The 22979-nt window shown below is 70.3% G+C and carries 24 protein-coding genes and 1 pseudogene; 1 reads left to right on the plus strand and 24 read right to left on the minus strand.

Translation table 11 applies throughout. From position 1 onward, the window contains the following. Positions 1–85: 85 nt before the first annotated feature. The 12 genes and pseudogenes from HB370_RS38480 to HB370_RS38530 form a co-directional block, all read right to left on the minus strand. Positions 86–1306 carry an IS256 family transposase gene (locus tag HB370_RS38480; protein WP_030794114.1) on the minus strand — a complete coding sequence of 407 codons (1221 nt, stop codon included), beginning with the start codon at positions 1304–1306 and terminating at the stop codon, positions 86–88. A 554-nt stretch (positions 1307–1860) separates the two neighbouring features. Beyond that, positions 1861–2373, minus strand: a complete 513-nt coding sequence (locus tag HB370_RS38485) for a DUF6624 domain-containing protein (protein WP_030794116.1) — start codon at positions 2371–2373, stop codon at positions 1861–1863. Positions 2374–2463: 90 nt separating this feature from the next. Continuing rightward, a complete protein-coding gene (gene aroA, locus HB370_RS38490; RefSeq protein ID WP_157855675.1) occupies positions 2464–3828 on the minus strand; it encodes a 3-phosphoshikimate 1-carboxyvinyltransferase in 1365 nt (454 codons plus the stop codon). A gap of 752 nt (positions 3829–4580) precedes the next feature. Further along, the gene (locus HB370_RS38495) at positions 4581–4925 is read right to left on the minus strand and encodes a hypothetical protein (RefSeq protein ID WP_030794125.1); all 345 of its coding nucleotides are present in this window, start codon (positions 4923–4925) and stop codon (positions 4581–4583) included. Between the two features lie 427 nt (positions 4926–5352). After that, complete coding sequence (locus tag HB370_RS42565) at positions 5353–5478, minus strand: hypothetical protein (RefSeq protein WP_280117781.1); 126 nt, start codon at positions 5476–5478, stop codon at positions 5353–5355. Between the two features lie 323 nt (positions 5479–5801). After that, positions 5802–6341: an NUDIX domain-containing protein gene (locus HB370_RS38500; RefSeq protein ID WP_030794131.1), complete on the minus strand. Its 540-nt coding sequence runs from the start codon at positions 6339–6341 to the stop codon at positions 5802–5804. Positions 6342–6419: 78 nt separating this feature from the next. Further along, positions 6420–6704 carry a hypothetical protein gene (locus tag HB370_RS38505; RefSeq protein WP_030794133.1) on the minus strand — a complete coding sequence of 95 codons (285 nt, stop codon included), beginning with the start codon at positions 6702–6704 and terminating at the stop codon, positions 6420–6422. Further along, positions 6701–7354 (minus strand): hypothetical protein, encoded by a 654-nt coding sequence (locus HB370_RS38510; RefSeq protein WP_030794136.1) that lies wholly within the window; start codon positions 7352–7354, stop codon positions 6701–6703. The genes HB370_RS38505 and HB370_RS38510 overlap by 4 nt, the downstream gene beginning before the upstream one ends. A gap of 44 nt (positions 7355–7398) precedes the next feature. Continuing rightward, positions 7399–7494: pseudogene (locus HB370_RS42770) on the minus strand (GlcNAc-PI de-N-acetylase); the annotation flags it as partial. A 55-nt stretch (positions 7495–7549) separates the two neighbouring features. Further along, a protein-coding gene (locus tag HB370_RS38520; protein ID WP_106980841.1) for an IS5 family transposase occupies positions 7550–8367 on the minus strand; the annotation gives its coding sequence in 2 pieces (ribosomal slippage) (positions 7550–8025 and positions 8025–8367; 819 coding nt in all). 50 nt (positions 8368–8417) lie between these two features. Continuing rightward, the gene (locus tag HB370_RS38525; RefSeq protein WP_244405825.1) at positions 8418–8813 is read right to left on the minus strand and encodes a hypothetical protein; all 396 of its coding nucleotides are present in this window, start codon (positions 8811–8813) and stop codon (positions 8418–8420) included. Positions 8814–8846: 33 nt separating this feature from the next. Next, a protein-coding gene (locus tag HB370_RS38530; RefSeq protein ID WP_106980705.1) for an IS5 family transposase occupies positions 8847–9615 on the minus strand; the annotation gives its coding sequence in 2 pieces (ribosomal slippage) (positions 8847–9395 and positions 9397–9615; 768 coding nt in all). Between the two features lie 86 nt (positions 9616–9701). Between HB370_RS38530 and HB370_RS38535 the strand changes: the two genes are divergently transcribed. After that, positions 9702–10519, plus strand: a protein-coding gene (locus HB370_RS38535; protein WP_106980704.1) for an IS5 family transposase whose coding sequence is annotated in 2 segments (ribosomal slippage) — positions 9702–10044 and positions 10044–10519 — 819 coding nt in all. Because the reading frame shifts where the segments join, the coding sequence is not laid out codon by codon here. Positions 10520–10527: 8 nt separating this feature from the next. Here HB370_RS38535 and HB370_RS42570 read toward each other — a convergent pair. From HB370_RS42570 to HB370_RS42275, 12 genes are all read right to left on the minus strand, one after another. Beyond that, positions 10528–11688, minus strand: a complete 1161-nt coding sequence (locus tag HB370_RS42570) for a bifunctional class I SAM-dependent methyltransferase/NUDIX hydrolase (protein WP_037702212.1) — start codon at positions 11686–11688, stop codon at positions 10528–10530. Between the two features lie 31 nt (positions 11689–11719). Continuing rightward, positions 11720–12301, minus strand: a complete 582-nt coding sequence (locus HB370_RS38545; RefSeq protein ID WP_030785962.1) for a class I SAM-dependent methyltransferase — start codon at positions 12299–12301, stop codon at positions 11720–11722. After that, the gene (locus tag HB370_RS38550) at positions 12301–13581 is read right to left on the minus strand and encodes an MFS transporter (protein WP_030785960.1); all 1281 of its coding nucleotides are present in this window, start codon (positions 13579–13581) and stop codon (positions 12301–12303) included. The genes HB370_RS38545 and HB370_RS38550 overlap by 1 nt, the downstream gene beginning before the upstream one ends. After that, entirely contained in the window at positions 13578–14213 is a 636-nt protein-coding gene (locus HB370_RS38555; protein ID WP_244405829.1) for an NUDIX domain-containing protein, read from the minus strand. The genes HB370_RS38550 and HB370_RS38555 overlap by 4 nt, the downstream gene beginning before the upstream one ends. 125 nt (positions 14214–14338) lie before the next feature. Then, positions 14339–16219: an ATP-binding cassette domain-containing protein gene (locus HB370_RS38560; RefSeq protein ID WP_244405831.1), complete on the minus strand. Its 1881-nt coding sequence runs from the start codon at positions 16217–16219 to the stop codon at positions 14339–14341. A gap of 653 nt (positions 16220–16872) precedes the next feature. After that, positions 16873–17121: a hypothetical protein gene (locus tag HB370_RS38565; RefSeq protein ID WP_030785950.1), complete on the minus strand. Its 249-nt coding sequence runs from the start codon at positions 17119–17121 to the stop codon at positions 16873–16875. Between the two features lie 432 nt (positions 17122–17553). After that, on the minus strand, positions 17554–17868 hold the full coding sequence (locus HB370_RS38570) for a hypothetical protein (protein WP_030785947.1): 315 nt from the start codon (positions 17866–17868) through the stop codon (positions 17554–17556). Between the two features lie 406 nt (positions 17869–18274). Further along, on the minus strand, positions 18275–19066 hold the full coding sequence (locus HB370_RS38575; protein WP_030785945.1) for an inositol monophosphatase family protein: 792 nt from the start codon (positions 19064–19066) through the stop codon (positions 18275–18277). A 248-nt stretch (positions 19067–19314) separates the two neighbouring features. Beyond that, a complete protein-coding gene (locus HB370_RS38580; RefSeq protein ID WP_157855596.1) occupies positions 19315–19935 on the minus strand; it encodes a cupin domain-containing protein in 621 nt (206 codons plus the stop codon). Next, complete coding sequence (locus tag HB370_RS38585; RefSeq protein ID WP_030785932.1) at positions 19932–20288, minus strand: hypothetical protein; 357 nt, start codon at positions 20286–20288, stop codon at positions 19932–19934. Before HB370_RS38585 ends, HB370_RS38580 begins: the two co-directional genes overlap by 4 nt. A 73-nt stretch (positions 20289–20361) precedes the next feature. Further along, positions 20362–20640 carry a helix-turn-helix domain-containing protein gene (locus HB370_RS38590; RefSeq protein ID WP_030785929.1) on the minus strand — a complete coding sequence of 93 codons (279 nt, stop codon included), beginning with the start codon at positions 20638–20640 and terminating at the stop codon, positions 20362–20364. Positions 20641–21032: 392 nt separating this feature from the next. Continuing rightward, complete coding sequence (locus HB370_RS42275; protein WP_244405833.1) at positions 21033–22955, minus strand: hypothetical protein; 1923 nt, start codon at positions 22953–22955, stop codon at positions 21033–21035. Positions 22956–22979 lie beyond the last annotated feature (24 nt).

Genomic DNA, 22979 nt, shown 5'->3' on the forward strand with positions numbered 1-22979 from the left:
CCTCGTTCTCTGCGATGGCGGTTGCATCGGTAGCGTGCCGGAAGGGACTGACATTCGGTCATGCCCCTTCTTGTGGTGTAGGCGATCAGTCGTCTGATGCGGCGGGCAGGACGATCGTGTCGTCGGGATAGAGGGCGTCCATGCTCTCGTTGGAGAGGTAGCGGCGAGGAAAGGCGATCCATTCGTCGTGGAGTTCGGCGAGGCCCGCGGTGGCCAGGCGGAGGACAGCGGTCGGGTTCGGGAAGACCTGGACGACATCGGTGCGGCGTTTGATCTCCCGGTTCAGTCGCTCGAGCGGGTTCGTGGACTGGATCTTCTTCCAGTGCTGGTGGGGGAAGTCCGCGAACGCGGTCAGGTCCTCCTTCGCCTCCATCAGCATCTCTCTGACCTTGGGGAACTGGCGGCCGAGCATGTCGGCGACGGTGTCGAGCTGGCTGCGGACCGCGTCCGCGGTGGGCTGGGCGAAGACCGTGCGGATCGTGGCGGCGACCATCTCCGCCGACCCTTTCGGGATCACGGCGAAGACGTTGCGCACGAAGTGAACACGACACCTTTGCCAGGCGGCGCCGAGCATGACCTTGCGGATCGCTTTGACCAGGCCGCTGTGGCTGTCGGAGATGACCAGGCGGACGCCGCTCAGGCCGCGTTCGCGCAGGTGACGCAGGAACTGGGTCCAGAAGGCTTCGGTCTCGCTGTCGCCGACCATGACGCCGACGACTTCGCGGCCGCCGTCCTGGGTGACGCCGGTGGCGATGACGATGGCCTGGGAGACGATGCGGTGGTCGACGCGGGCCTTGACGTAGGTGGCGTCGAGGAAGAGGTAGGGGAAGCGGATGTGGTCCAGCGGACGGGTGCGGAAGGCGTCCAGTTGTTCGTCGAGGTCCGCGCAGATCCGGGATACCTCGCTCTTGGATATCCCGGTGTCCGAGCCGAGTGCCTTGACCAGGTCGTCGACCGACCGGGTGGAGACGCCGTGGACGTATGCCTCCATGATGACCGCGTAGAGGGCCTGGTCGATGCGCCGCCGGCGCTCCAGCAGGCTGGGGAAGAAGCTCCCGGCCCGCAGTTTCGGGATCGCGAGCTCGAGGTCGCCGGCCTGCGTGGTCACCGTTTTCTCCCGGTGACCGTTGTGCCAGGTGGTGCGGGTGCCGGTGTGTTCGCCCCACTCGGCGCCGATCTTTGTGGTGGCCTCGGCCTCGATCAGTTCCTGCAGCAGCCTTTCGGCGACCTCGCGGACGAGTTCAAGACCATCGGCCGAACGTAGTGACTCAAGCAGGCGAAGTAGGTCATGCTGGGACAAGGCCACCGTGCACCCCCTGGGGTCGAACTGCCCGTTCACTCCGGACAGTTGCACGGTGGCCTGCCAGTTGAGCAGGGAGCAGACACCGGCAGACGGTGCACCCGAGGGAGCAGAACCCGCGCACTCAACCGCGGAGATCCCCTACACCACTCGGCGGGACGCCATCCTGACATTCGGGTACGGGCGCCAGTTCCATGCTGAGAGCAGCAGCGCTGTTGGCGGCCAAGCATGGCAGTTCCGTCTTCTACACAGCCGCCGGCAGGGGCCGACAGGAGACCCCCGAAAAGACCGCAGGACTGCCATCCCCTGCGACCAGGCAGGAACCCGAGCCCGTCACAGCCGCCGCCACGCAGGCCGTATGAGCCGGTGTGGCCGGGCTGCTACACGCCCGCTTCCGGCCATACCGTCCCCTCCGGTCGGGCACACAGCGCCGTCCCACGTCCAGGCGCCAGGCTGACACGACCGGCGCCGTCAACCGGGACGAGCCGGTCCACCCCTGGCGGCCGCAGCCAGCCTCTTGTCGTGTACGCCGGCGCGGCACGAGGGGACAGGCGATGGGGTCAGACAGCCTTACGGGGGTAGCGCTCGCGCATGCGCAGGTCGGCCTCCGCGGCCGGCTCCAGTCCGACGCAGGCACGCCGGGTGACGAGCTGGGCGGGGTCCCTCACGGGGTGCGGACGAAGGTTGCCTCCGTCTGAGTCGTGGGTGTACTGCGTGCCGTACTCCTGGAGCTCGCCGGACGCGACCAGCACCCGGTCGGTGAGGTAGGCGAGGTGCCGGGGCAGGGCGTCGCCAGCTGCGACGGCGTCCTGAAGCAGGACCAGCACCTGACGCTGAAAGCCGGGATCGCGGTCGGCGTGCTGGGCCAGAAGCCAGGCCTCGTCGGCTCCCTGCTCGCCGACCAGTGTGATGCCCGGCCAGCCGTGTTGTGCGATGACCTGCTTCAGCCAGGCGGTGTTGTCGGCGTCGACCAGAAGCAGGTCGTCCGCGGCACCGGTCTCGAGCAAGCGGCGGCGGGCGGCTTGGTCCTGCTCGGCGCGGCGGTGGAGCTCTGCGGCGAGATCGTGGTTCATCGGGTCCGGCCCTCCGTGGGAGTGCTGTGGATTGGTCCAGGGGTGTGCGGTGACCGCGCACGGGCGGTTCGAGCGCGGCGTAGAAGGCTGTTACGCGCCGGGTTGGGCGCTCGCACCGGTCAGCCGCACCAGGTCGGCAGCGAACCCGGGGTAGCTGGTCGCCACTGATTCCCAGCCGTCGATCACCGTCGTGCCCTCCACGCACGCCGCGGCGACCGCGGCCGTCATCGCGATGCGGTGGTCACCGTGCGAGTCCACCCGACCCGCGCGCAGCCGGGAGCCCCCCTCGATCACCATGCCGTCCTCCGTCTCGGACACCTGCACACCAAACGCCCGCAGCAGGCGAGCGGTCGAAGCGATCCGATCGCTTTCCTTGGCCCGCAGTTCGCCGGCGCCTGAGATGACGGTGGTGCCCTCGGCGACGGCCGCCGCCATCGCCAGCGCCGGGACCTCGTCCACGATGCCGGGGATGTCCTCGGCCGTCAGGTCCACCGCCCGCAGCCGTGACGCCTTGACCGTGAGGGTGCCCGTGGTGAGGTCGAAGTCGATGTCGGCGCCCATCCGCTCCAGCACGTTCACGAAGTCGCTGCGCCCGAAGCCCGTGTACAGGTTCTCCACCACCACCTCACCGTGCTCCGGAGCGAGTAGGGCGGCCACCGCCCAGAACGCGGCCTGAGACGGATCGCCCGGCACCACGACCTGCGTACCCGTCAGATCCCCGGGCTCGACCGTCACCCGATTGCCCTCCACACGCACCCGGCCCCCGAACTGGGTCAGCATCTCCTCCGTATGCCGCCGCGTCGGGTGTACCTCCTCCACCGTCGTCGGGCCTGCCGCAGACAGGCCCGCCAGCAGCAACGCGCTCTTGACCTGGGCGGACGCCTGCTTGGGGGAATAGGTGATGCCGGTCAGCCTGCCCCCGCGGATCACCAGCGGGGCCAGCCGCCCACGCTCGCGTCCATCGACCCTGGCGCCCATCGTGCGCAGCGGTTCAGCGATCCGGTCCATCGGCCGACGCCGAAGGAAGCGGTCCCCGGTGAGGACCGAGACGCCGTCGATTCCGGCGCAGACGCCGGCTGTGAGGCGAATACCGGTGCCCGCGTTGCCGTGGTCCAGGATGTCGGCGGGCTCGTGACGGATCGGTCCTTCCACCCGCACACGGCCGTCATCCGTGGAGGTGACGGACACACCGAACTGCTGGACGCCTCCGAGCGTGTGTGTCACGTCCTGTCCCATGGACAAGCCGGTGATGACGGTGGGGCCGTGGGCCATGGCCGCCATCAGCACAGCCCGGTGCGAAATGCTTTTGTCGCCGGGTACCTGGAGCAAGCCGCGGGCTGGCCCGGCACCGGTCACCTGGAGGCTGGAGACGGCATCGAGGTCGGAATCGGAAACGGCGGGTGCCATGAGGCTCTTTCTCCGTGCAATGACGCGCGTGCGGCCGTAGGGGAACAAGGCAACGTGCCCGAATGATCACGCTCCAGATCGACCCTATTTCACCGACAGCTGCCGTTGCCCGAAGTTCGCGAACCCGGTGCCGCAACAGGTCTGGAACGCGGGCGGTTGGCCGAATCGCAGAGGGTGCCGCTCACGGATCCGCGGTGGGCGCGTTGGCCTGCACCCCCTCGCACTCGATTTGCAAAGTGCGGGCATCCGCCGTACGCCATGGACCGACCGGGCAGGTCCCGGGGGAGCCGGCCCGGGCCGAGATCAGCGGTCAGCGCGGCGCTGGCGGTGCCCACCAGGTGGCAGGCCAGCGCCGCGCGTCCGGGGCCGGGAGCATCCGGGCGAGGAAGCCGGCCGCGACGCCGGCCAGTACGTCGCCGGCTCCGGGACCGGCCAGCGCCGGATGCCCGGGCCAGCACTGTCCAGGCCCGGGTTCCGTCGGATCAGGTCCACGATCCCCGTGGCCACCACCACGGTGTCCAGCTCGCGGGCCAGCGCAGCCAGCTTGCCGGTCAACACGGAGCCGTTCAGGGTGGCGTCCTGTCCCACGGGCCCGACCCAATGCATCTCGCCGAGGTCTTCGGGCTCGACGAGAAGACCGCGATGCGCTAGGCGGACTCCGCACGAGCCCCGCTGGAGCAGGCCGCTGAACAGCACCTTCGATGAAATTTGGTCGGCCTCCCGCCGTCGGGCGGGACGAATCCCGTCCGACGGCGACCGGCTTCCAAGCGCCGGATGCAGGGCGGAGTGCCGTTGCCCGGCTACTCAGCTTGTTCCGGCACGGCCTGCACGTGGTCGTCGCTCCAGGACCGGTGGCTCCTCCTGTTCCTGTGCAGTACCTCGCCACACTGGATGTGTCCCGGCTCCTTGGTGCACTGCACCCAGCCGGAGTCGGCGTCGAAGAACATCGCCGAACACGCATCCGCCACAGGTTCGGGGGTGGGGCCGTACAGCCCCAACCGGTCCAGCAGGCCGTCCGCGAGCCTCTCCGCCGCCTTTCCGTCCAACTCTGTGGCAGCAGTAATCAGCTCCACGAGCTGCCCGTACCTTCCCTCCGGCGTGATGGTCGGCAGAAGCGTCTTCCGCGGGATCATCAAGTCCTCCAAGGCTGAATCGAGTAAACCCCTTCACTCTTCAGGCCCGGCAAGGACGTCAACCGGCAATAAATCTCAAAAAGGTGACGCACATCACACGCAAGCTCAGTCGTGGTGGACCACCGACATCCACTTTCGCCGCTGGCGCCCTGACCTGATCCTGCGAGCGGCCAAGGCCTGGTCATGGACAGCCAGGTCTCCTTGTATGCCGGGGTGGCTCGAAAAGCTACGGCTCTCTGAGCTGCGGGTGCGCACCGACGAGCCGTAGCGGGCGGTGACGCCGCCGCAGGCGCGGACGCATGGGCCGATCTGTTGGGGGAGAGCAGGAGCATGGCGGCCGAGACCGCGGGCGTGGTGACGGGGATTCCCTCGGGGGACGTCGCTCGTGCTGTCGAAAGTACGGCGGCGGTCCGACACGGGATCCCCGCGACAGAGACGGTCAGAAGGGCAGGCCGGCCACTTTCTGGTGCGCTTCGCCCAGGGTCCACTGGGCGCTCTGCTCCACGTTGAGACGTTCCGGGAAGGAATCAAGCCTCGCGACCAGGTCGGCGATGTACGCCTCCACGCGGGCGACACCATGGCAATTCCGCCGGCGTATCCGGGCAAGAGCCTTTGCGACCTGACCAGCCCGCAGACGCGGGAGGACGTAGACCGGGTTCGTCGCCGACAGGCTGAAGTCGTTCTGGGACAGCTCCTGGCCGACCCGGGCTTGATCAATCCGGCTGTGGACAGGACGGAGGCCAGCAGGGATAGGTTCGTGCGGGCCTGGGGGCTGATCGAGGCGGCGGCCGTGTAGCAGGCGCCGTCGCTCTCTTCGGGGCTGGCGTTCACGCGCGTGCCCCCTGGACCAATCCTTCTCCGCGCCGTCCGCACCGGGCAAGGAGACGGTCAGACCCAGGTGTAGTTCTCGTCGGTGACGGCGGGCAGGGCGGCGTCGGTGACGGTGGCATGGGGATCGGGTAGGGCGGCGAGGGCGGGTCCGATGGGCGGGAAGATCGGCAGGTCGGCGCTCTTGCGGTAGTCGACCCACTCGATGATGCCGGTTTCGTGGCTGCCGTCGGGGAGTTCGTCGTGCTCGGTCTCGGCGAGGGTGGCGCGGAGTTCGGGGGTGATGTGGAGGCGGTAGATCAGGTGGAGCTTGCGTGGGGGCGGGGTGGGGCCGGGGCGGGTGACGCGCTGGTCGATGGCCCACAGCAGGTCGCCGCCTTCAGCCTGGTCGACGTCGAGGCGGAGTTCCTCGGCGAGTTCCCGGGCGAGGGCGTCGGGGAGGCCTTCGCCGGGTTCGACGTTGCCGCCGGGCGGGGTGTAGTGGGTGGAGTCGGCGCGGTCGCGGCGGATGAGGGCGACCTCGTTGCCGCAGAACACCAGGGCCCCGGTCCGGATCTTGATCCGGGAGAACGGGGCCGGTGTGTCGGGAGTGGGTGTCATGGCGGCCAGTATCGCGGCCGTGTGCGGGGCCCGGGCGGGCTTTACCGCTCGTTCCCCGCCCGCCCGGGCGCCCGGGGTTCAGGCGGCGGGCAGGCCGGGCAGCGCGAACCCAGCCCTGCCCTGGGTCATGGTGGTGTGCTCGGTCCAGCCGTCCGGCAGGGTCAGCACGTGGCGGCGCAGGCGGCAGCCGGTGGCCCGCATGACCGGGGAAAGGTGGCAGGGGTCGAGTTCCTCGACGAGCAGACTCGGGGCGTGGGTGGCCTGGTTCTTCTTCCCGGCGACCGCGATCGGCAGGCGCCCGGCCGGGGCGAGGAGCAGCGGGGTGATCCTCCAGATGGGGCCGCGGACGGTGGACAGGCTCACCAGGCCGAGCCGCGTTCCTCGCGCGGGGTCATCGGCTCGCCGCTGGTGCCGGTCAGCCCGCGGAACAGGTGCTCGGCACGGCCCTGGTTGACGATCTGGCCGGTGTCGATGGTGAAGGCCCGGGAGAAGAACAGGCGCGGCGGGTAGCCGGCCCGCTCCAGCACAGCGGCGTAGGCGCGGATCTGCGGGTGGACCTGCTCGCGCAGATGGGCGGCCGCCGCGGTGTCGACCGGATCCAGCTCCTGCGCTTGGGCGGCGAGCGCGGCAAGGACGGCGTGGACGTCGGCGCCGGTGGCGGCGGTGAACTCGTCGCGGCGGCCGAGCCCGCGGGCCCGCTTGTGCGCGAGGAGGGTGTTGAGGAAGGGGCGGGTGGCGTCGGTGTAGCCGGAGTTCGGGCGGATGCGGGTGGCCGGGTAGAGGTGCAGGGCGGTGAAGGTGCCGTCGGGGTGGAAGTCGGGGTCGGCCGCCCAGTAGGGGCCGTCGGCGTTGGTGAAGCGGTGCACCCGCACCTCGCGTGCCCGGTGCGGGAAGGTGAGGGTGCCGGCGAGCGCGGCCCGCACCGTGGCCGCGGTCGGCTCGGCCTGGTCGGCGGTGATGTGCAGGTAGGCGGCGCCGGGGCGGGAGTCGCACGGCGGCTGTCGGGGGCCCAAGTGGCGGTGACGACCGCCGTGCGAGCCCCGGCCGCGTGGTGCTGGGCGAGGACACCGCCGACGAGGAGAGATTCGTCGTCCGGGTGTGCGAAGACACCCAGAAGGGGCGGGCGGGAAGCATCTGCAGGGGGCGGGGTCACGATGGTGCCTTCCTTTCGAACGCGGTGGGCGTGGGCGACGGGCTAAGACCGTGTCCTATGTGGTGAGGCGGAGGAGTCGCTTGTAGCAGCAAATGGCTGCGGCGAGTCCGAGAAAGGCGAGGTAGTTGCGGGAATGGCGCTCGTAGCGGTGGTTGAGCCGGCGGTAGCCGGTCAGCCAGGAGAGGGTACGTTCGATGACCCACCGGCGTCTCCCCAATCGCTCGCTGGACTCGATGCCTTTGCGGGCGATGCGCACTCCGATCCGCTTGCCACGTAACCATTTACGCAGGTGAGGAACGTCGTAGGCCTTGTCGGCGTGGAGACGTTGGGGCTTGAAGTGTCGGCCGCGGTGGGGGTCGTGTTTCGTTTGGTGACCGGCCACCATCGGCTTCAGTGCTTCGCTGTCGTGGACGTTGGCGGCTGAGACGCCGACGAGTAGGGGCAGTCCGTTCGCGTCCGACAGGATGTGCATCTTGGAACCCGGCTTGCCCCGGTCCACGGGGCTCGGACCTGTGTGTTCGCCCCCTTTTTAGCGCGGACGTGGGCAGAGTCGAGGACGACGCGGGTGACATCGACGAGCCCTGCGTCGTCGAGCCGGTGCAGTACGGCCTCGTGCAGGCGGCCCCAGACCCCGGCTCTGGACCAGATGAGGAACCGGCGGTGCGCGGTCGATTTCGAGATGCCGAAGCAGGGTGGCAGGGCCCGCCAGGCACAGCCACTGACCAGGACGTAGATGATCGCTGCGAACAGCGTCTCATCAGGCGTGTCCTGTGTCCCGCCACCCTGCGGCCGGACCTTCGACGGCGGGATCAGCGGCTTCGCGATCTCCCACAGCCCGTCCGGAACAATCCAACTCCACGTACCCCGCCCCATGCACAGCCAACGAACGCCTCACCACATAGGACACGGTCTAAGACGGCGTCTCAATTGGTGAGGTGCCGTCGAATGAACGGTGCCGTTCCCAGGACGAGTGCGGTGAACGCGGTCAGTCGCTGAAGGCCGGGCTGAGCTGCGAGACTGCTGTGCTGGATGCCGTAGACCGCGTACCAGTTGGCGGCGAGGTCGGTCGCCATGATGACGCAGGCGAGGTCGATTCCTCGGCGCCTACCGCGGACCAGGAAGACGGCGGCGAGCGTGTCGAACAGTGCCAGCGACGACCAGTAGAGGTTGAGCCACCCTGGTGCCCAGTCGTACGGGTACAGACCGTGGCGAAGCAGGTCAGCGACGTGCGTAAAAGCGCCGACGAAGAGCAGGACGGCTGCGATCCCGCAGGCCGATATGACCGCCCAGCGCGGGGTGCGGTGCATCCATCCGATCACGCTGTGGATCGTCCCACCTGTGGGTGGCGCCCGTCAGGCTGCCAGTCTGCGGTAGCAGATGAGGGTGCAGGCGATGGCGGTGAAGGCCAGGAAGTGCTCGGCCTTGCGCTCGTAGCGGCGGTGCAGGCGGCGGCAGCCGCCCAGCCAGGACATCGTGCGCTCGATCGTCCAGCGATGCCGACCCAGCCGTGTGAAGGATTTGACGCCTCTTCGGGCGATGCGGTTGCGGATGCCGCGCGAGCGGAGCCATCGGCGCAGGTGGTCGTAGTCGTAGCCCTTGTCCGCGTGGAGCTTGGCGGGCCGCCGCCGGCGCGGGCCGCGGCGGGACCGGATTGGAGGGATGCCGCGCACGCGTGACTGAAGCGCCTGGCCGTCGTGGAGGTTCGCGCCGGAGATCGCGACGGAGATGGGCAGACCGGTCCGCTCGGTGATCAAGTGGATCTTCGAGCCCTTCTTGCCCCGCCCTTTCAAGGCCCGCATGTTCACCGAGTCGATCGCGCAGCGCGACCAGTCCAGGCCGCCGCGCGAGCCCAGTTCATCGAGGATGACGCGGTGCAACTTGGCCCAGACTCGGGCGGTACTTCCACTCGGTGAAGCGCCGGTGTGCGGTTGGGCCCGACGGCCCGAAGACCGGCGGCAGCTGCCGCCAGGTGCAGCCTGTTGTGGCCACGAAGATGATCGCGACCAGCACTTCGCAGTCCCCGTACCGGCGCCGACCGCCGCCCTGAGGTCGTACCGGAGCGGGCGGGACCACCCGTTGGAACAGCTCCCACAGCTCGTCTGGTACCAAGCGCTCGACCATCACCACACAGCGCAGACTACTCGCCCCGCCAAATGAGACGACGTCTAAGACCGTGTCCTATGTGGTGAGGCGTCGTTGTCCTCGGTATGGGGCGGGGGACGTGGAGTTGGATTGTTCCGGACGGGCTGTGGGAGATCGCGAAGCCGCTGATCCCGCCGTCGAGGGTGCGGCCGCAGGGCGGAGGAACGCAGGACACTCCTGATGAGACGCTGTTCGCAGCGATCATCTACGTGCTGGTGTCCGGCTGTGCCTGGCGCCAATTGCCGCCCTGCTTCGGTATATCGAAGTCGACGGCTCACCGCCGGTTTCTGATCTGGTCGAGAGCCGGGGTCTGGGGTCGATTGCACGAGGCTGTGCTGCACCGGCTCGACGACGCCGGCCTGATCGACGTCACCCGCGTCGTCCTCGACACCGCCCACGTCAGGGCTAAAAAGGGGGCGAACACACAGGTCCGAGTCCCGTGGACCGGGGCAAGCCGGGTTCCAAGATGCACGTCCTGTCGGACGCGAACGGACTGCCTCTCCTCGTCGGCGTCTCGGCCGGCAACACCCACGACAGCGAAGGACTGAAGCCGATGGTGGAGGGTCACCAAACGAGACACGACCCCCACCGCGGCCGCCACTTCAAGCCCCAGCGCCTCCACGCGGACAAGGCTTACGACCGTGCCGACCTGCGGAAATGGCTGCGCGGCAGGCGGATCGGCGTCCGCATCGCCCGCAAAGGAATCGAATCCAGCGAACGATTAGGGCGACGCCGCTGGGTCATCGAGCGCACCATGTCCTGGCTCTCCGGCTACCGTCGGCTCAGCCCCCGCTACGAACGCGACCCCCGCAACTACCTGGCCTTCCTCGGGCTCGCCGCCGCCCTGTGCTGCTACAAACGACTCGTCCGTCTCACCACATAGGACACGGTCTAAGCACGGCCAGGTGAGCGATAGGCCTGGAAGTGGGCGGGCGGTTGGTCGAGCGGCAGGTCCGGGTTCCAGGCGGTGAGGCACTGGGCGCTCGGTACGAACAGAGGGCCGGGCAGCGCGTCCAGGGGCCAGAAACGCCAGGATCCGATGGCCTCCTCGCGCTGCTGAGGGACGCCGGACCACTGCGAGACGACGACGGGAACTGTCACCCGGACGACGTCGCCCACCCGGTCCAGGAGCGTGCCCAGCACCCGTACGTCGCCGGGATCCGCCACAAGGCCGGCTTCCTCGCGGAGTTCACGGACGGCGGCCTGAGCGAAGGTCTCTCCCGGTTCGACGGTTCCGCCGGCGAGCTCCCATGTACGGCGCCGGTGCCGCCCGAGCAGGACGCCGTCCGGGCCGTGCACGATGACGCCGACGCCCAGCGCGGTATTCGGCGGGGGCAGTGCGCTGGTGCGGGGGCGGCTCGGTACGCGCTGCGGTCGGCGGGCGGCGTACAGCCGGTAGGAGACGTGGTTGTCCGGCTTGTCGGAGTCGATCGTGGTGACCGCCTCCATGGTGAATCCGTGCTGGATGAGGAGGTCCTCCCAGAGTTGCGGGGTCAGGACCCACATGTTGACGGGGTGGTCGTCGGTGGTGCCGGGCAGCCTCAGGATCTCGGGTCGCGGGACGGCCTCGTTCGACGGCCCGGTGCCGTTCGAGTTGGTGTGCAGCGCGGAGAAGAGGAGGCGGCCGCCCGGCTTGAGGCCGTTGGCCAGGACGGGCAGCAGCCGGTCGGGGTCGAGGTAGGGGACGGAGGAGACGGAGTAGATGAGGTCGTACGGGTCGGCGTCGCGTAGGTGGGCCACGGCGTCGGCGCACACCAGGCGCAGGCGTGGGGTGTCGGGGTAGCGAGTGGCGGCGCGCTGGTGCTGGGCGGGGGAGGCGTCGACGGCGGTGACGTCGGCGCCCCGGGCGGCGAGGTGAGCGGCGTGCCGGCCGAGCCCGCTGCCGAGGTCGAGGATGCGCAGCCCGGTCACATCGCCGAAGACCTCGGTGCCGGGGCCGGTGCCGGGGATGCCCCAGTCCCACCGGTCCAGCTCGGGCAGCCCGAGTCCTCGCGCGAGTTGGTGGTTTCCGTAGGTGTTCCAGGTCGCGACGGTGTCCTGCTCGGTGCTCAACCGGTCCTCCATCAGATCGCAGGGCGGGGGTTCACGGGCGCAGGGCGTAGCAGCGCAGGACGTCGAGGTCGGCGGTGTGGACGGTGGACCAGCCCGCGGTGAGGAGTTCGGCCTGGGCCGGGGTGATGCCGAGGTTCTGCAAGGGGTCGGTGGCGGGGCGGCGGCCGGCGATCTCGGTGACGACCCAGAAGGTTCCACCTGGGGCGAGGAGCCGGCGGACGCGGTCGAGGAAGACGGCCTTGTCGTCGATCCACCGATAGACGAGTCGGCAGGTGATGGCCGCGTAGGCCGGCTCCGGCAGGGTGCCGAGGTCGTCGGTGGTGAAGTCCATGCACTGCCAGACCGGCACGATGCCGGGCCCGGGGTCCTGGGCGGCGGCGAGCGCGATGGCGGTGGGGGAGCAGTCGATGCCGGTCGTGCGGTAGCCGAGCTGGGCGAGGCGTCGGGCAAGAGCGCCGTCGCCGCAGCCGATGTCGAGGGCCGGGCGGGCACGGCCAGGGCCGAGGTGGTCCTCCAGCAACCGGTTCTCGGTGTCGTCGAGCTGCCGGTAGCGGCGGCCTTCGGACCAGAGCGGTTCCCAGTAGGCCGAGGCTGCAGTGGGCGTGGTGGTCATCAGGCTCCTTCGCGGGCGGGCGGCACGGCCGCGCGGGCGGGGATCTCCCGCAGCGCGCGGACGGGGGAGGCGAGCAACAGGGCGACGGGTACGACTTGCAGGAGCGCGCCGATGGCGAGGGTGGCCCGGACGTCGAGGAGGAGGACCAGGCCGCCGGCGGTGGCGGCGGCGAGCGGGCGGGCCCCGGCGGTGAGCGTGGTGCTGGCGGACTGCATTCGGCCCTGGAAGGCGGGGGCGCACACGGCCTGGCGCAGGGACCGCTGGCTGGTCCCCGACGCCGTCGCCCAGAACAGCTGCACCGCCAGCGTGGCGGCCAGGACGCTCTGCCACCGAAGGCCGGGCCCAGCGCACAGCAAGGGCACCTGGGCGAGGGGGCTGACCGCGAACCCCACGATGATCGTGGGACCGATGCCGATCCGGGCGGCGATCCTCGGCGCGAGCAGTGCACCGGCCAAGCCTCCGGCGCCGCCGGCGCCCATGATCACGCCGAACGCCGTCGGGGACGCTCCGAGTCGGTCCAGCAGGTAGTACGCCCAGTAGGTGTTCATCACGGCCAGGCCGAAGGAGAGCGTCGACAGGGCGGCGATCACCGTGCGGATCGTGGGCTGCCGGGCCACGTAGCGCACGCCGTCGGCGATGTCGCGCACAAGGCCGGTGCGGGCGCACGGCGCGGTGGCGGTCTTGGGGACCCGCATGCGCCAGACGAGTACGGCGGAGGCGAGGAAGGACAGGGCGTCGGCGAGAACCGACGGGGCGGGGCCGACGGCGCCGACCAGGGCGGCCCCGGCGTTGGTGCCGGCACTGTCGGCCACCGAGGACGCCGCGCCGATCTTGGCGTTCGCGTCGTGGAGCTGGTCCGGATCGACGAGGGCCGGCAGCAGGCTGATCGCTGCGGCGTCGTGCACGACCTGGGCCGCCCCGAGCACGATCGCGACCGCGCACAGCTGCCCGACGGTGAGCGCCCCGGCAAGGGCCGAGGCCGGGATGGTCACGAGCGCACCGGCCGCTGCCAGGTCCGAGGTGATCAACTGGGGCCGCTTGGGATGCCGGTCGGACAGGGCGCCCGCCCACAGCGCGAACGCGTTCGGGAGCTGGCCGAGGAACGCGAGCAGGGCGACCTCGGTGGTGGAGGCGCGCAGCTCCAGCACGGCCAGCGCAGGCAGGGCGACGGTGCTCACCGCTGACCCCGAAAGGCTCACGGTCTCGGCTCCGAGGAGGAGCCGGAAGGCCGGAACACTCCACGCGGTCGTTCGCTGCGGGGTACGGGCGGTAACCGTCACCGGGCCCCGCCCCCGGCCGCCGGTCCTGGGATAGCGGCGGCCCGCTGAATCCGGTGCCCGACCGGGCGCGCGGCTTCGGCGAGCGGATACCAGCCGGCGCCCGTGACCTCGGACTCCTGAAGCTGCCCGATGTCAGCGTTCCGCGTCGTGAACGCGTATCCGAAGTCGAGGTGGTGGTGCTCCGGCTCCCCCTTCTCCGGGCGGGCCGGAACCTGGCCGTACTCGATGTAGACCGGCGCACGGGACGCGGGGACGACCTGCTGCGGATCGACCCCGGTCTCCTCAGCCAGCTCGCGCAGCGCGGCGTCGAGCAAGGTGGCGTCGGACGGTTGAAGGTGACCGCCCGGCTGCAGCAGGATCCCGTAGGCCCGGTGCTGCACGAGGAGAATCTCCGTACCGGCACGGACCAGCAGCGCCCCGACGGTGACGTGCATCGGGAAGTCGTTCCGCGAGGTGCAGCCGCCCCGCCGGGCCAGCAGCCGCATTGGCTCGGACAACGGCGTCGCCTCGTCGGGGTGGAGGTAGGCGGCCAGTTCCTGGGTGATGTCCGTTTGTCTGATCAACCAGGCGTCGGACTTGCCGCGAGGTCCGGCGGCGGACGGGGCAGGCTGGTGCGGCTCCAAGTGGGTCACGGCTTCTCCATGTTCGACGGCTGCGGGGCGGCCAGGGCACGAGCCCGGCCGGCGGGCTCCTGGCCGGCACAGGGGGCCTGCGGGGCGTGCCACCTTGTGCGCACGGTTCCTGTGCAGGGTGGAGATCACGCGGTGTCGCCCGCCTCACCACCGCCGGTGCGCTGCTGGAGCTCCCAGAGGGACCGGAACAGGCCCGGCTGCCGGGTGAGCTGCGCGTAGGTCCCCTCTTGCACCAGGCGCCCTTGGTCGAGGACGACGATCCGGTCAGCCACGGCCACGTTGGCGAGCCGGTGCGTGATCAGGAGGATGGCCCGGTCTTTGGCCAGCTCCCGCAGTCCGGTGAAGACGTGGTGCTCGGCTCGGGCGTCGAGGGCGGCCGTGGGCTCGTCCATCACCAGCAGGGCCGCGTTGCGGTGGAAGGCTCGGGTGAGCACGACGCGCTGCCACTGTCCGCCGGACAGCTGCTGGCCGCCGAACCACTCGGAGGTCAACAGGGTGTCGAGGCCGGACCGCAGAGCGGGCAGCATGTCGGCGGCTCCGGACGCCTCGCAGGCTGCCAGGACGGCGGCGTCGCTGCTGTCGCCCTGCCCGAAGGTGATGTTGTCCCGCAGGGTCAGCGGCAGGTATGTGTACCGCTGCGGGGCCAGGGCGACGTGCTTCCACGCCTCCCAGGGCTCCATCTCGGTCGTGGTCGTGTGGTCCCAGGCCACTTCGCCGGAGGTGGGCAGGAGCAGGCCGCAGATCAGCCGGGACAGCGTGGACTTCCCCGATCCGTTCTCTCCGACCAGGGCCACGATCTCCCCGCGCCGTACCTGCAGTGACACCCCGCTCAGGCTGTCCCGCTCGGCGCCGTCGTACCGGTAGGTGACGTCGCGGACCTCGAATCGCTCCGGGGCCGCGGACAGCGTCTTCGTGCCGCGCGAGCCGGCCATGGCCTGCCCGTGGGCGTTGTCGAGGAAGTTCTGCCAGTCCTGCACGTACCAGCCGGTGCGCACCAGCCGGGCGCCGCCGTTGATGATGCCGCGGACGGAACCGGTCGCGGTCTGGAGGGCGAAGACCGCGCCGCCTCCGGCCGCCAGGTCCATGCGCCCGGAGGCCAGGAGCCACAGCAGCGCAGCCCACACTGCGGCCGAGGCCACTCCGCCGGCGGCCGCGCCCGCCAGGCCCATCCACGCGCCCGTGTCCGCGGCCTTGCGTTCGGCGGCGTTGACCGAGGCGGCGAGCCGCCGGTACCGGCCGAGGAGGAACGGCCCGGCCAGGCAGGCGCGCATCTCCTCGCTGGACTCCATGTAGGCCATGTGCCAGCGCAGTTTGTGCAGCATCCGGCGTCGACCCGAGGTCTCCAGACCGGCCAGGTACACCACGCGGGCGGCTCGCACGTACGCGGCTGCCTGGGGCAGGCACGCCAGCAGCAGCAGGGGAAGGAGGACCGGGTGGATCACGGTGAGGACGGTGGCTCCGGCCACGAGGGTCGCGGTGGCGGCCAGCACGTCCTGGGCTTCCTCTACGAGGTCGGGGGTGACCTGGGAGCCGCGGTCGGCGATGTCGTAGAAGTCGTTGTAGCCGGGCTGGTTGTTCGCGGCGAGCTCGGCGCCGAGCGCAGCCTCGATCATGGTGAGTTCCGCGGCCCGGGCCAGGAAGGGCCGGAGCCGCCCGGTAAGCCACGTCACCGTGATGCCCAGCAGGGCGCGAAGGCCGGTCGCCGCGGCGATCACAGCCAGCTGCGGGGCCGCCTCCCACAGCCGGTCGGAGATGTCTGCGGAGGAGATCAGCGCGGTCAGGGTCCCGGTGACGGCCAGCAGGCCCAGAGCCGCGAGCACGCCGGTGGCGACCTGGCAGGCGAGCAGGCCGGCCGTCGCGACCCGGTCGACCCGCCAGGCCATTTTCAGGGAGCGCAGCACCAGCGCGGGCAGGCGCCGCGCCATCGTGACGGTCGTCATCTGCGCACCGGCCTGGAGCCGGGAGGTGTCCCGGTAGAGGAACTCCTCCTCCTGCGGCGTGCTCACAGCGTTCTGTGGAGGGCTCGCCGCCGACGCGCCTTCGCTCTGCTGCGCGGATGTACTGCCCGTGTTCACGCTGTCCCCCGATCTGTCGGTCACGGCTGGTCCGTGATGCTCAACGAGCTGGCAGAGATATCGAACTGGTGTGTTTCAGTCGCTCCGGGATTCCCGAGATAGAGCGGGTGGCGGCGTGTGGAGGATGCATGGACCCGTCCGGCGCAACGGGTCTGTCCGACCGCATGGTTGGCCGAATCGCCGAGGTTCCCACCCGCGAGCGGGTGTGGCTCGGGGGGCTGGCCGCAGCAACGGTGCAATGAGCCCGCACCGCCGCTCGGGGTCGATGCCGTGGTGCCGGTGCCGGTGAGCGCCGAGACGCCCCTCAGCGAGTTCGTCGTCGTGCTGGTGGTGCTGGTCGTACAGCTGGTGCAGGGCGCGGGCGGGGTCGGTCACCTTCTGGCCAGCGCGGAGGTCGGGAGCGGTGCTCGCGAAGGCGTTCGGTCCGATGACGGCGGTGATGGCGACCGTCCGGCCGGAGAGCTCGGCAATGTGCAGCGGTCGGAAGGAACGGGCGCCCGTGATCGGGTCGATGACGTTGGCGCAGATGGTCAGGTTGCGAAGGGGACCGGTGTGGTGGGGACAGCCGTGGTTGCCCGGGGCGGTCACGTCGTACAGCTCGGTGAGGCGCTCTTCAACGGGGCTCGAGGGCTCCCACTACCCCGTGACCAGGGGAGCGGCATCAGGACGCTCAGGGTGAGCGCGCGGGAGCGGGCGACGACGAGGACACTGCCGCCCTTGGGCCTCAGGGTGCCGGGGGCGTGGAGCCGGGCGGGGTCGAGGACGTGGTGGGGGCGGCCGAGCACGCGGGCGACGAGCTCGCCGAGGTCCTCGTGGCCGGCCAGGCTCACCACCCGGGCGAGTCGCGGCCGCCAGCGGGTCGCCGCCGCGGTCGGCGGCGGCGAGCTGGTGAAGGGCCCAACCGGTGTGGTGGAGCAGGTCGTCGGCGCGGGGAGCGGCGGCCGTCCGGGCGGCGGGGGTCCAGGGCGGGAGGTGTTCGGCGTCCACGTCACCGGCCGCGTCCGTCCAGGCTCATGGGGTGAACTCCTTAATGAGGGTGGGCCAGTGTGCGACGAGGAAACGGAACGAGGAACGACCTCCGGTGGAGAAAGCGGCGCCCGCAGGCCCCCGAGGGGATAAACCGGTCGGCGCGGATCGCCTGGCGGATCCGGACCAGGCGCGGGATCCGGCCGGCCAGCGGCTGCACCCGGGCCCGCTGTCGGCCCGCACCGAAGATTTCAGTCGGCAGGGCCCTGACCTGCCGACTGAAATCTTCCGCGCGGCGGTCAGTCCTGGAGCCGGGCAGGAATGATGCCGTTCCTCATCGCGAAGTCCAGGTCAGCGATCCTCGCCAGGGCCCGCTCGCGGTACTCCTTGACGAACGCCAGCTGGTGGTCGGGGTCATCGGGCAGAACGTCGGGGGCCACCTCGGCGTACTCAAGGCGGGCAGTCCTCCAGTTCGCCACGAGGTCAGCGGCTCCAAGCGGGGCCAGACCTCCTTCGCTGGCGGCGACCAGGGACGAGACGGCCTCCTCCAACGTCACCTCACCGGCGTCAACGGCGCGGCCGTACTTCTCGATGTCGCTTACCGTGTATCCCATACCTGGCATGCTCCTTGCATCTCGACTAGCGCGTGATGTGCGACCGCCGTGCGCCAGGATCCAGTGCGTTCTGACTGAACTGTTCGGCGCCGCACTGAAGAACCTACTGAAGTATTTGGTGCGCTACTGAAATCTTCGCTGCGGTCCGACACCCGCGTTTGGCGGTCGGGGAGCCAGGCGGCCAGCTGGCGGGGGCGCATCTCCTTCCACACCACGGCGTCCACGAGCCCGCCGCCCATCGCGGCACGGCGGTCGTGCCGGGTGCGGGGCCGCGGTGACCCAGCGTGGTGACCGGGCCGCCGGTGCGCTGGGCGGTGAGGTGGCCGGCGAATACGCGCCGAGTTCACAGGCCAGGCAGCAGCACACCGAGCGGGCGCCGGTGAGGTCGTCGAGCGTGAAGATCCGCTCAGCCACGTCCGCCCTCGCCGGCCGGGCCATAGGGCGGGTTCATCAACGGCGCGAGCTCGGCTGGGCTGGGGGGCTGATTGGTGGCCAGCCAGCCGGCATGGGCGGCGGGCCGGCTGTGGGCGAGATCGCGGCCGTCCGGCGCGCGGACTGTGCCGCCGGAGGTGTGCACGGCCAGTGCGGCGCTGACGTAGTCCCACGGGGTGGCTGTGTCGTGTCCTGCGGGCAGGTGGGCGGCGACCCGGGCGCGGCCGAGTGCGACGAGGGTCATCATGACGCTGGCGGTGGGCACCACCTCGACGGGACGGCCAGCAAGGATCCGGCGGGCGGAATCGGCATCGTCTGGTCTGGTCAGGACTGTGCTCTCGTCGAACACGGGCAGCCGGTCAACGCTTCCGGTGACAGTCCTCGCGGCCCGGTCGACGCTCACGCGGATGTGGTGGGCGGGCAGGTCCACGATGCCCTGGACGGGGAATCCTCGGCGGATGCGGCAGGCGGTGACCGCGAAATGCGGGCTGCCGGATGCGACCGCGGCGACGCCGTCGAGCGGGTTGAGCAGCACACAGTCGGCGGGCAGCGCATCGGAGGGTGGTGGGCGGTGCGTGACCGTGATGACCGGCAGGTCTGGCCAGGCGTTCGCAAGGGTGCTGGTGAGCAGGTCCTGCAGGCGCCGGTGAAGGCCGGTGGCAGAGCGCAGCCCGCGGCTGCGGCACGAGTCGATCTCACCTGCTGCCTGGTCGAGGACGTCGCCTAGGGCGCTGGCCAGGGTCGTCGTCTCCGGGGTGCTGGTCATGGGCGCCTGGTTCCGAACATGTCGCAGACCTTCCGACGGGCTGGGTCAGGGTGGAGGGGGAGGGCAGGTGTTCGAACCGCTGTAGTGGGGTCTGCCGACCCGGACGCTCCGGTGGGGCAAGGGCCACAGGGATAGGCAGCGGGCAGCAGAAGCAGTGTCCGAGCCGTGCAGTCCGATCTGCCTGCGCGCTGAGCGGCGCCGTTTGCACGGCCCGGTACGGGCCGTGCAAACGGCTGGTAGTGGTGTGGTCAGGTGCCCACGAGAGGCCGGTCGGTGATGGCGAATGCGAGGTGGGCCGAGTACTGGGGGGTGGACACGTCGTGCTCGACACCTTGTGGGATGAGCAGAACGTCACCGGCCTGGGTGAGGATTTCCCGGGGCTGGCCCGACGGGTCTGCCCACAGCCGCCACACCTTCGCACCGCGCATCTGTACGATCATGCCGTCCCAGTGGTCCTGATGCCGCCCCATCGTGGTGTCCTGCTGCCGTGATTCGTACAGCGCGCAGACCACACGGCGTCGCAGCATTCCGGCCAGGCGCAGGCTGATCAGCGACGGCCAGCCGTCCGATCGCGTCTCGATGCTCTCCATGACCCGCGTACGCGGCCACTCCGAGTAGTGCCGGGCGATCGCCGCCTCGTCGGTCTCCCGCTGGAAGTCGTCGCCGTCCACGAGCGTGACGGCCTGTGCGGATTTCCGCGCGCCGGGATCACTGGGCAGCGGAAGCGACACCGCCTCCTCCGCCGGGATCACCGAGGGGAGGTGGGTGAGCGACATTCCACGGGGACGCCAACGCGGCACCACTACCGAGCTGAGCGGCGTCCAGACGGAGGAGGCGATACGGCGGTGCTCGTCTTCTCGCGCGGTCACCGACTGATCACGCCAGGGGACATCAAGTGGTCCTTGCCGCTCTTGAGCCAGACAGTGGCCTGTGGGGACTGTGCGTACGAGACGAGCTCTTGGTCGTTCGGGTTGATGACCCGCGCGGCGTGGAGCAGGTCTCCGGTGTTCACCTCGGTCAGCTGGCGCGCACGCAGTTCCACGACGCCGCTGACCGGGTTGAACTCCTGGACGACAACCTCGCCTTCGCCAACGGATACCTCGTCCTGGACCGCGAGAAGCCGGAATCCGCTTCCGGCGGGGTGGGCCGCGAGCAGGTCACGCACTCGCGCGAGCAGGTCGGCTTCCTGGGATACGAGAGTCTCGTGAGTGGTGATGGTCATGTGGGCTCTCTCCTGGGTGGGTTGAAGGGTCAGGGTGTACTGGATCCGGGCGAGTGCCGGGCTCCAGCGGGGATCAGGTCTTCGAGGGCGTCCCGGGCTTGGCGGCCCTGGGGCGCAGGGTGACGTTGCCCCTCACAAGGGTCCGGTGGATCGCACCGTAGGAACGGCCCGTCTTCTTGCAGATGCCGCGGATGGACGTGGTCTTGTAAGCCGCGACAACCAGTTCGGTAAAGTCGGCCAGTTCCTGGCCCGTCAGCCGGCGGCCTTTCTGAATCGGGAACGGGCCGTAGCCGCCGTCCGTCGACCCTGCGGGTCCGGCCGTCTGCTGGGTCGTGGGTTTGGTTTCGTCCATAAATACTCCTTTCGAAGCGGGTGGTGTCAGACCTGCAAGGCGTCATCGGCGGGAGGTCACCCACGCCCGGTGTGTGGCGGGAAGCAAGCCAGCCGGTGCACAGTGGAAGTTTGGGGTGGGCTACGTTCCGGACGTCCGGTGCGCTGGTTTCGCCGCCTGTGCAGTGCGCGGCGAGCGCGGAGTCCGTACGGGGGCTTCCGCGCGGACTTGGTGATCTGCTTCGAGGACGCGCGGGCTGCCCGCCGGCAGGGAGGGCCGGCAGCGGCTCACGCTCGTTGTTCCTGGTCACCGCGGATCGGCGCCGCGAGTGGGCTTCTTCCGCTTCCCCTCGACCGTTTCGACGCCGCGTTGCCTGCCAGGTCTGCCGGCCGGGGCCACCCACCGGCCTGGGATCAGAAAGCATGGGCTGGGCCTCCCCCGGCGGCGTCGGCCAGGCGCTGCGCCAAGCGCCGGCTCTTCAGGAGCTGAGCAGCCGTCCTCGCCTGCGCCAGCAGTTCCTCCCGCTCGGCCTGGTCGCCCCGTAGCCGCGCCAGCTCCGCACCGGTGATCAGCACATCCACACTGACGCGCGTGCGTTCCGGCGGCAGATCCATCGCCACCTTCAAAGCCTCATCGCCCTCTTCGGTCAGCTTGGCCGCCGTCAGCGCCCACGCGGCCTGTGCCTCCAGTTCCGGGCGGTTCAGCCACGCCAGCCACCGCGGATCCGATCCCCGCCCGGCCCGGTTGAGCGCGGCACGCGCCCGCTCTACCGCCGCCCGACACTGCGCGCCGTCCCGGTTGTGGGCCCACGCCCTTGCCTCCGTCACCGCCGCGTAGGCCCCAACCAGCGGCGGAGCGTCTGCCGCCGCGGCAACCGCGCTGCGGGCGTGGGCCAGCACCTCACGGCCGTCGCGCGCCAATGCCGCGAGCCGGGCCTGGTGGATGCAGCCGCGCGCCAGCCGCCCGCGGTCCCCGATCGCCTGTGCCAGCCGCATGCCCTGCAGGACATAGCGTTGGGCCAGCCCCGGCGCCTGGTCGTCGTAGGCCATGCTCGCCAGCGTGAGCACCGCGTCGGCGACGCTGCCGTACAGCAGCCGGCCCCGCCCGGCGTCGAAACCGCCTTCCAGCAGCGGAGCGGCGTGGGCGGAGAGGAAAGCGGCGAACACCGAGCGGAACCCGCTTCCGTGCCGGGCGTCCGTTCTCGCATACAGGTCGGTGTGCGCGTCCAGGAGTTCGATGTCCGCCAGGGTCACCTGCCGCTGTCCGTACCCGGCGAACTCCGTGTCCGGGAGAATGACCGAATCGGTGACCGCGAAGGGCTCCGGGACGAACAGCATCCTGCGCACGGTCGCGCTTTCGGGCACGGCGTCCAACTGCCACAACCTCCGCAGCATCCGCACCGCGTGCCTCACATCACCGTATTGCAGCGCCTGCTCGGCATCCCTCTCCTCGGACGCCCAGCCCAGGCTCTCGGGGCTCACCGGGCGCTCGCACGCCTGACTCAGGACGTAACACGCCGCGGCCGCCACTTTCGGTCGCGGCTGCGTCCCCGTGCGCCACCGCGACACCGTGCTCCAGCTCACGGTCGGAGGCTGGCCGATGGTCGCGCAGTGCTCGCGGATCCGCTTGGCGAACTGCGACCACGACCACTTGAGCTCCTCCAGCACGATCCGTTCCAGGGCCGTGTTCCTGTGTGAAGCACCGGGCGCCGACGCAGCCCCACTGATCGGGCCGCCATCGGCAACATCCCTCTCCTCGGACGGCCAGCCCAGGCTCTCGGGGCTCACCGGGCGCTCGCACGCCTGACTCAGGACGTAACACGCCGCGGCCGCCAGTTCCGGTCGCGGCTGCGCCCCCGCATACCACCGCGACACCGTGCTCTGGCTCACGGTCTGGGGTTGGCCGATGGTTGCGCAGTGCTCGCGGATCCGCTTGGCGAACTGCGACCACGACCACTTGAGCTCCTCCAGCACGATCCGTTCCAGGGCCGTGTTCCTGTGTGAAGCGCCGGACGCCGGCGCAGCCTTACTCATCCGGCCGCCACTGGATTCCGGGTGACCGTCAGGTGTCGACGGCATCGCGGGCGTGTTGCCTCCGGGGCGCAGGGTGACGCCGTTATCCGAGGGGAGCTGGTGGATCGCCTCGTAGGAGCGACTGGCCTTCTTGACTATGTCGCGGATGGGCGTGGTCTTGTATGGCGTAACCCATGCGGTGAACCCGGCCCGCTCGTGGCGCGTCAGCTGACGGCCTTCTTTGAGCCGGAACAGGCCGAAGTCGGCGCGCTCCGGCGGGGTGGGGGCGCTCGTCTGCCGGCGCGTGGGATGGTTTTCGTCCACGGGTACTCCGTTCGAACCGGGTGG

The sequence above is a fragment of the Streptomyces sp. DSM 40868 genome, assembly GCF_011820545.1.
In the GTDB taxonomy this organism is placed as follows: domain Bacteria; phylum Actinomycetota; class Actinomycetes; order Streptomycetales; family Streptomycetaceae; genus Streptomyces; species Streptomyces eurythermus.

Coding starts and splice junctions, on each gene's coding strand:
- HB370_RS38545 (WP_030785962.1), bottom strand. CDS start 12,301: ATGACCACCACGCCCACTGCAGCCTCGGCCTACTGGGAACCGCTCTGG.
- HB370_RS38575 (WP_030785945.1), bottom strand. CDS start 19,066: ATGACCAGCACCCCGGAGACGACGACCCTGGCCAGCGCCCTAGGCGAC.
- HB370_RS38585 (WP_030785932.1), bottom strand. CDS start 20,288: ATGACCATCACCACTCACGAGACTCTCGTATCCCAGGAAGCCGACCTG.
- HB370_RS38570 (WP_030785947.1), bottom strand. CDS start 17,868: ATGGGATACACGGTAAGCGACATCGAGAAGTACGGCCGCGCCGTTGAC.
- HB370_RS38500 (WP_030794131.1), bottom strand. CDS start 6,341: ATGACACCCACTCCCGACACACCGGCCCCGTTCTCCCGGATCAAGATC.
- HB370_RS38485 (WP_030794116.1), bottom strand. CDS start 2,373: ATGAACCACGATCTCGCCGCAGAGCTCCACCGCCGCGCCGAGCAGGAC.
- HB370_RS38590 (WP_030785929.1), bottom strand. CDS start 20,640: ATGGACGAAACCAAACCCACGACCCAGCAGACGGCCGGACCCGCAGGG.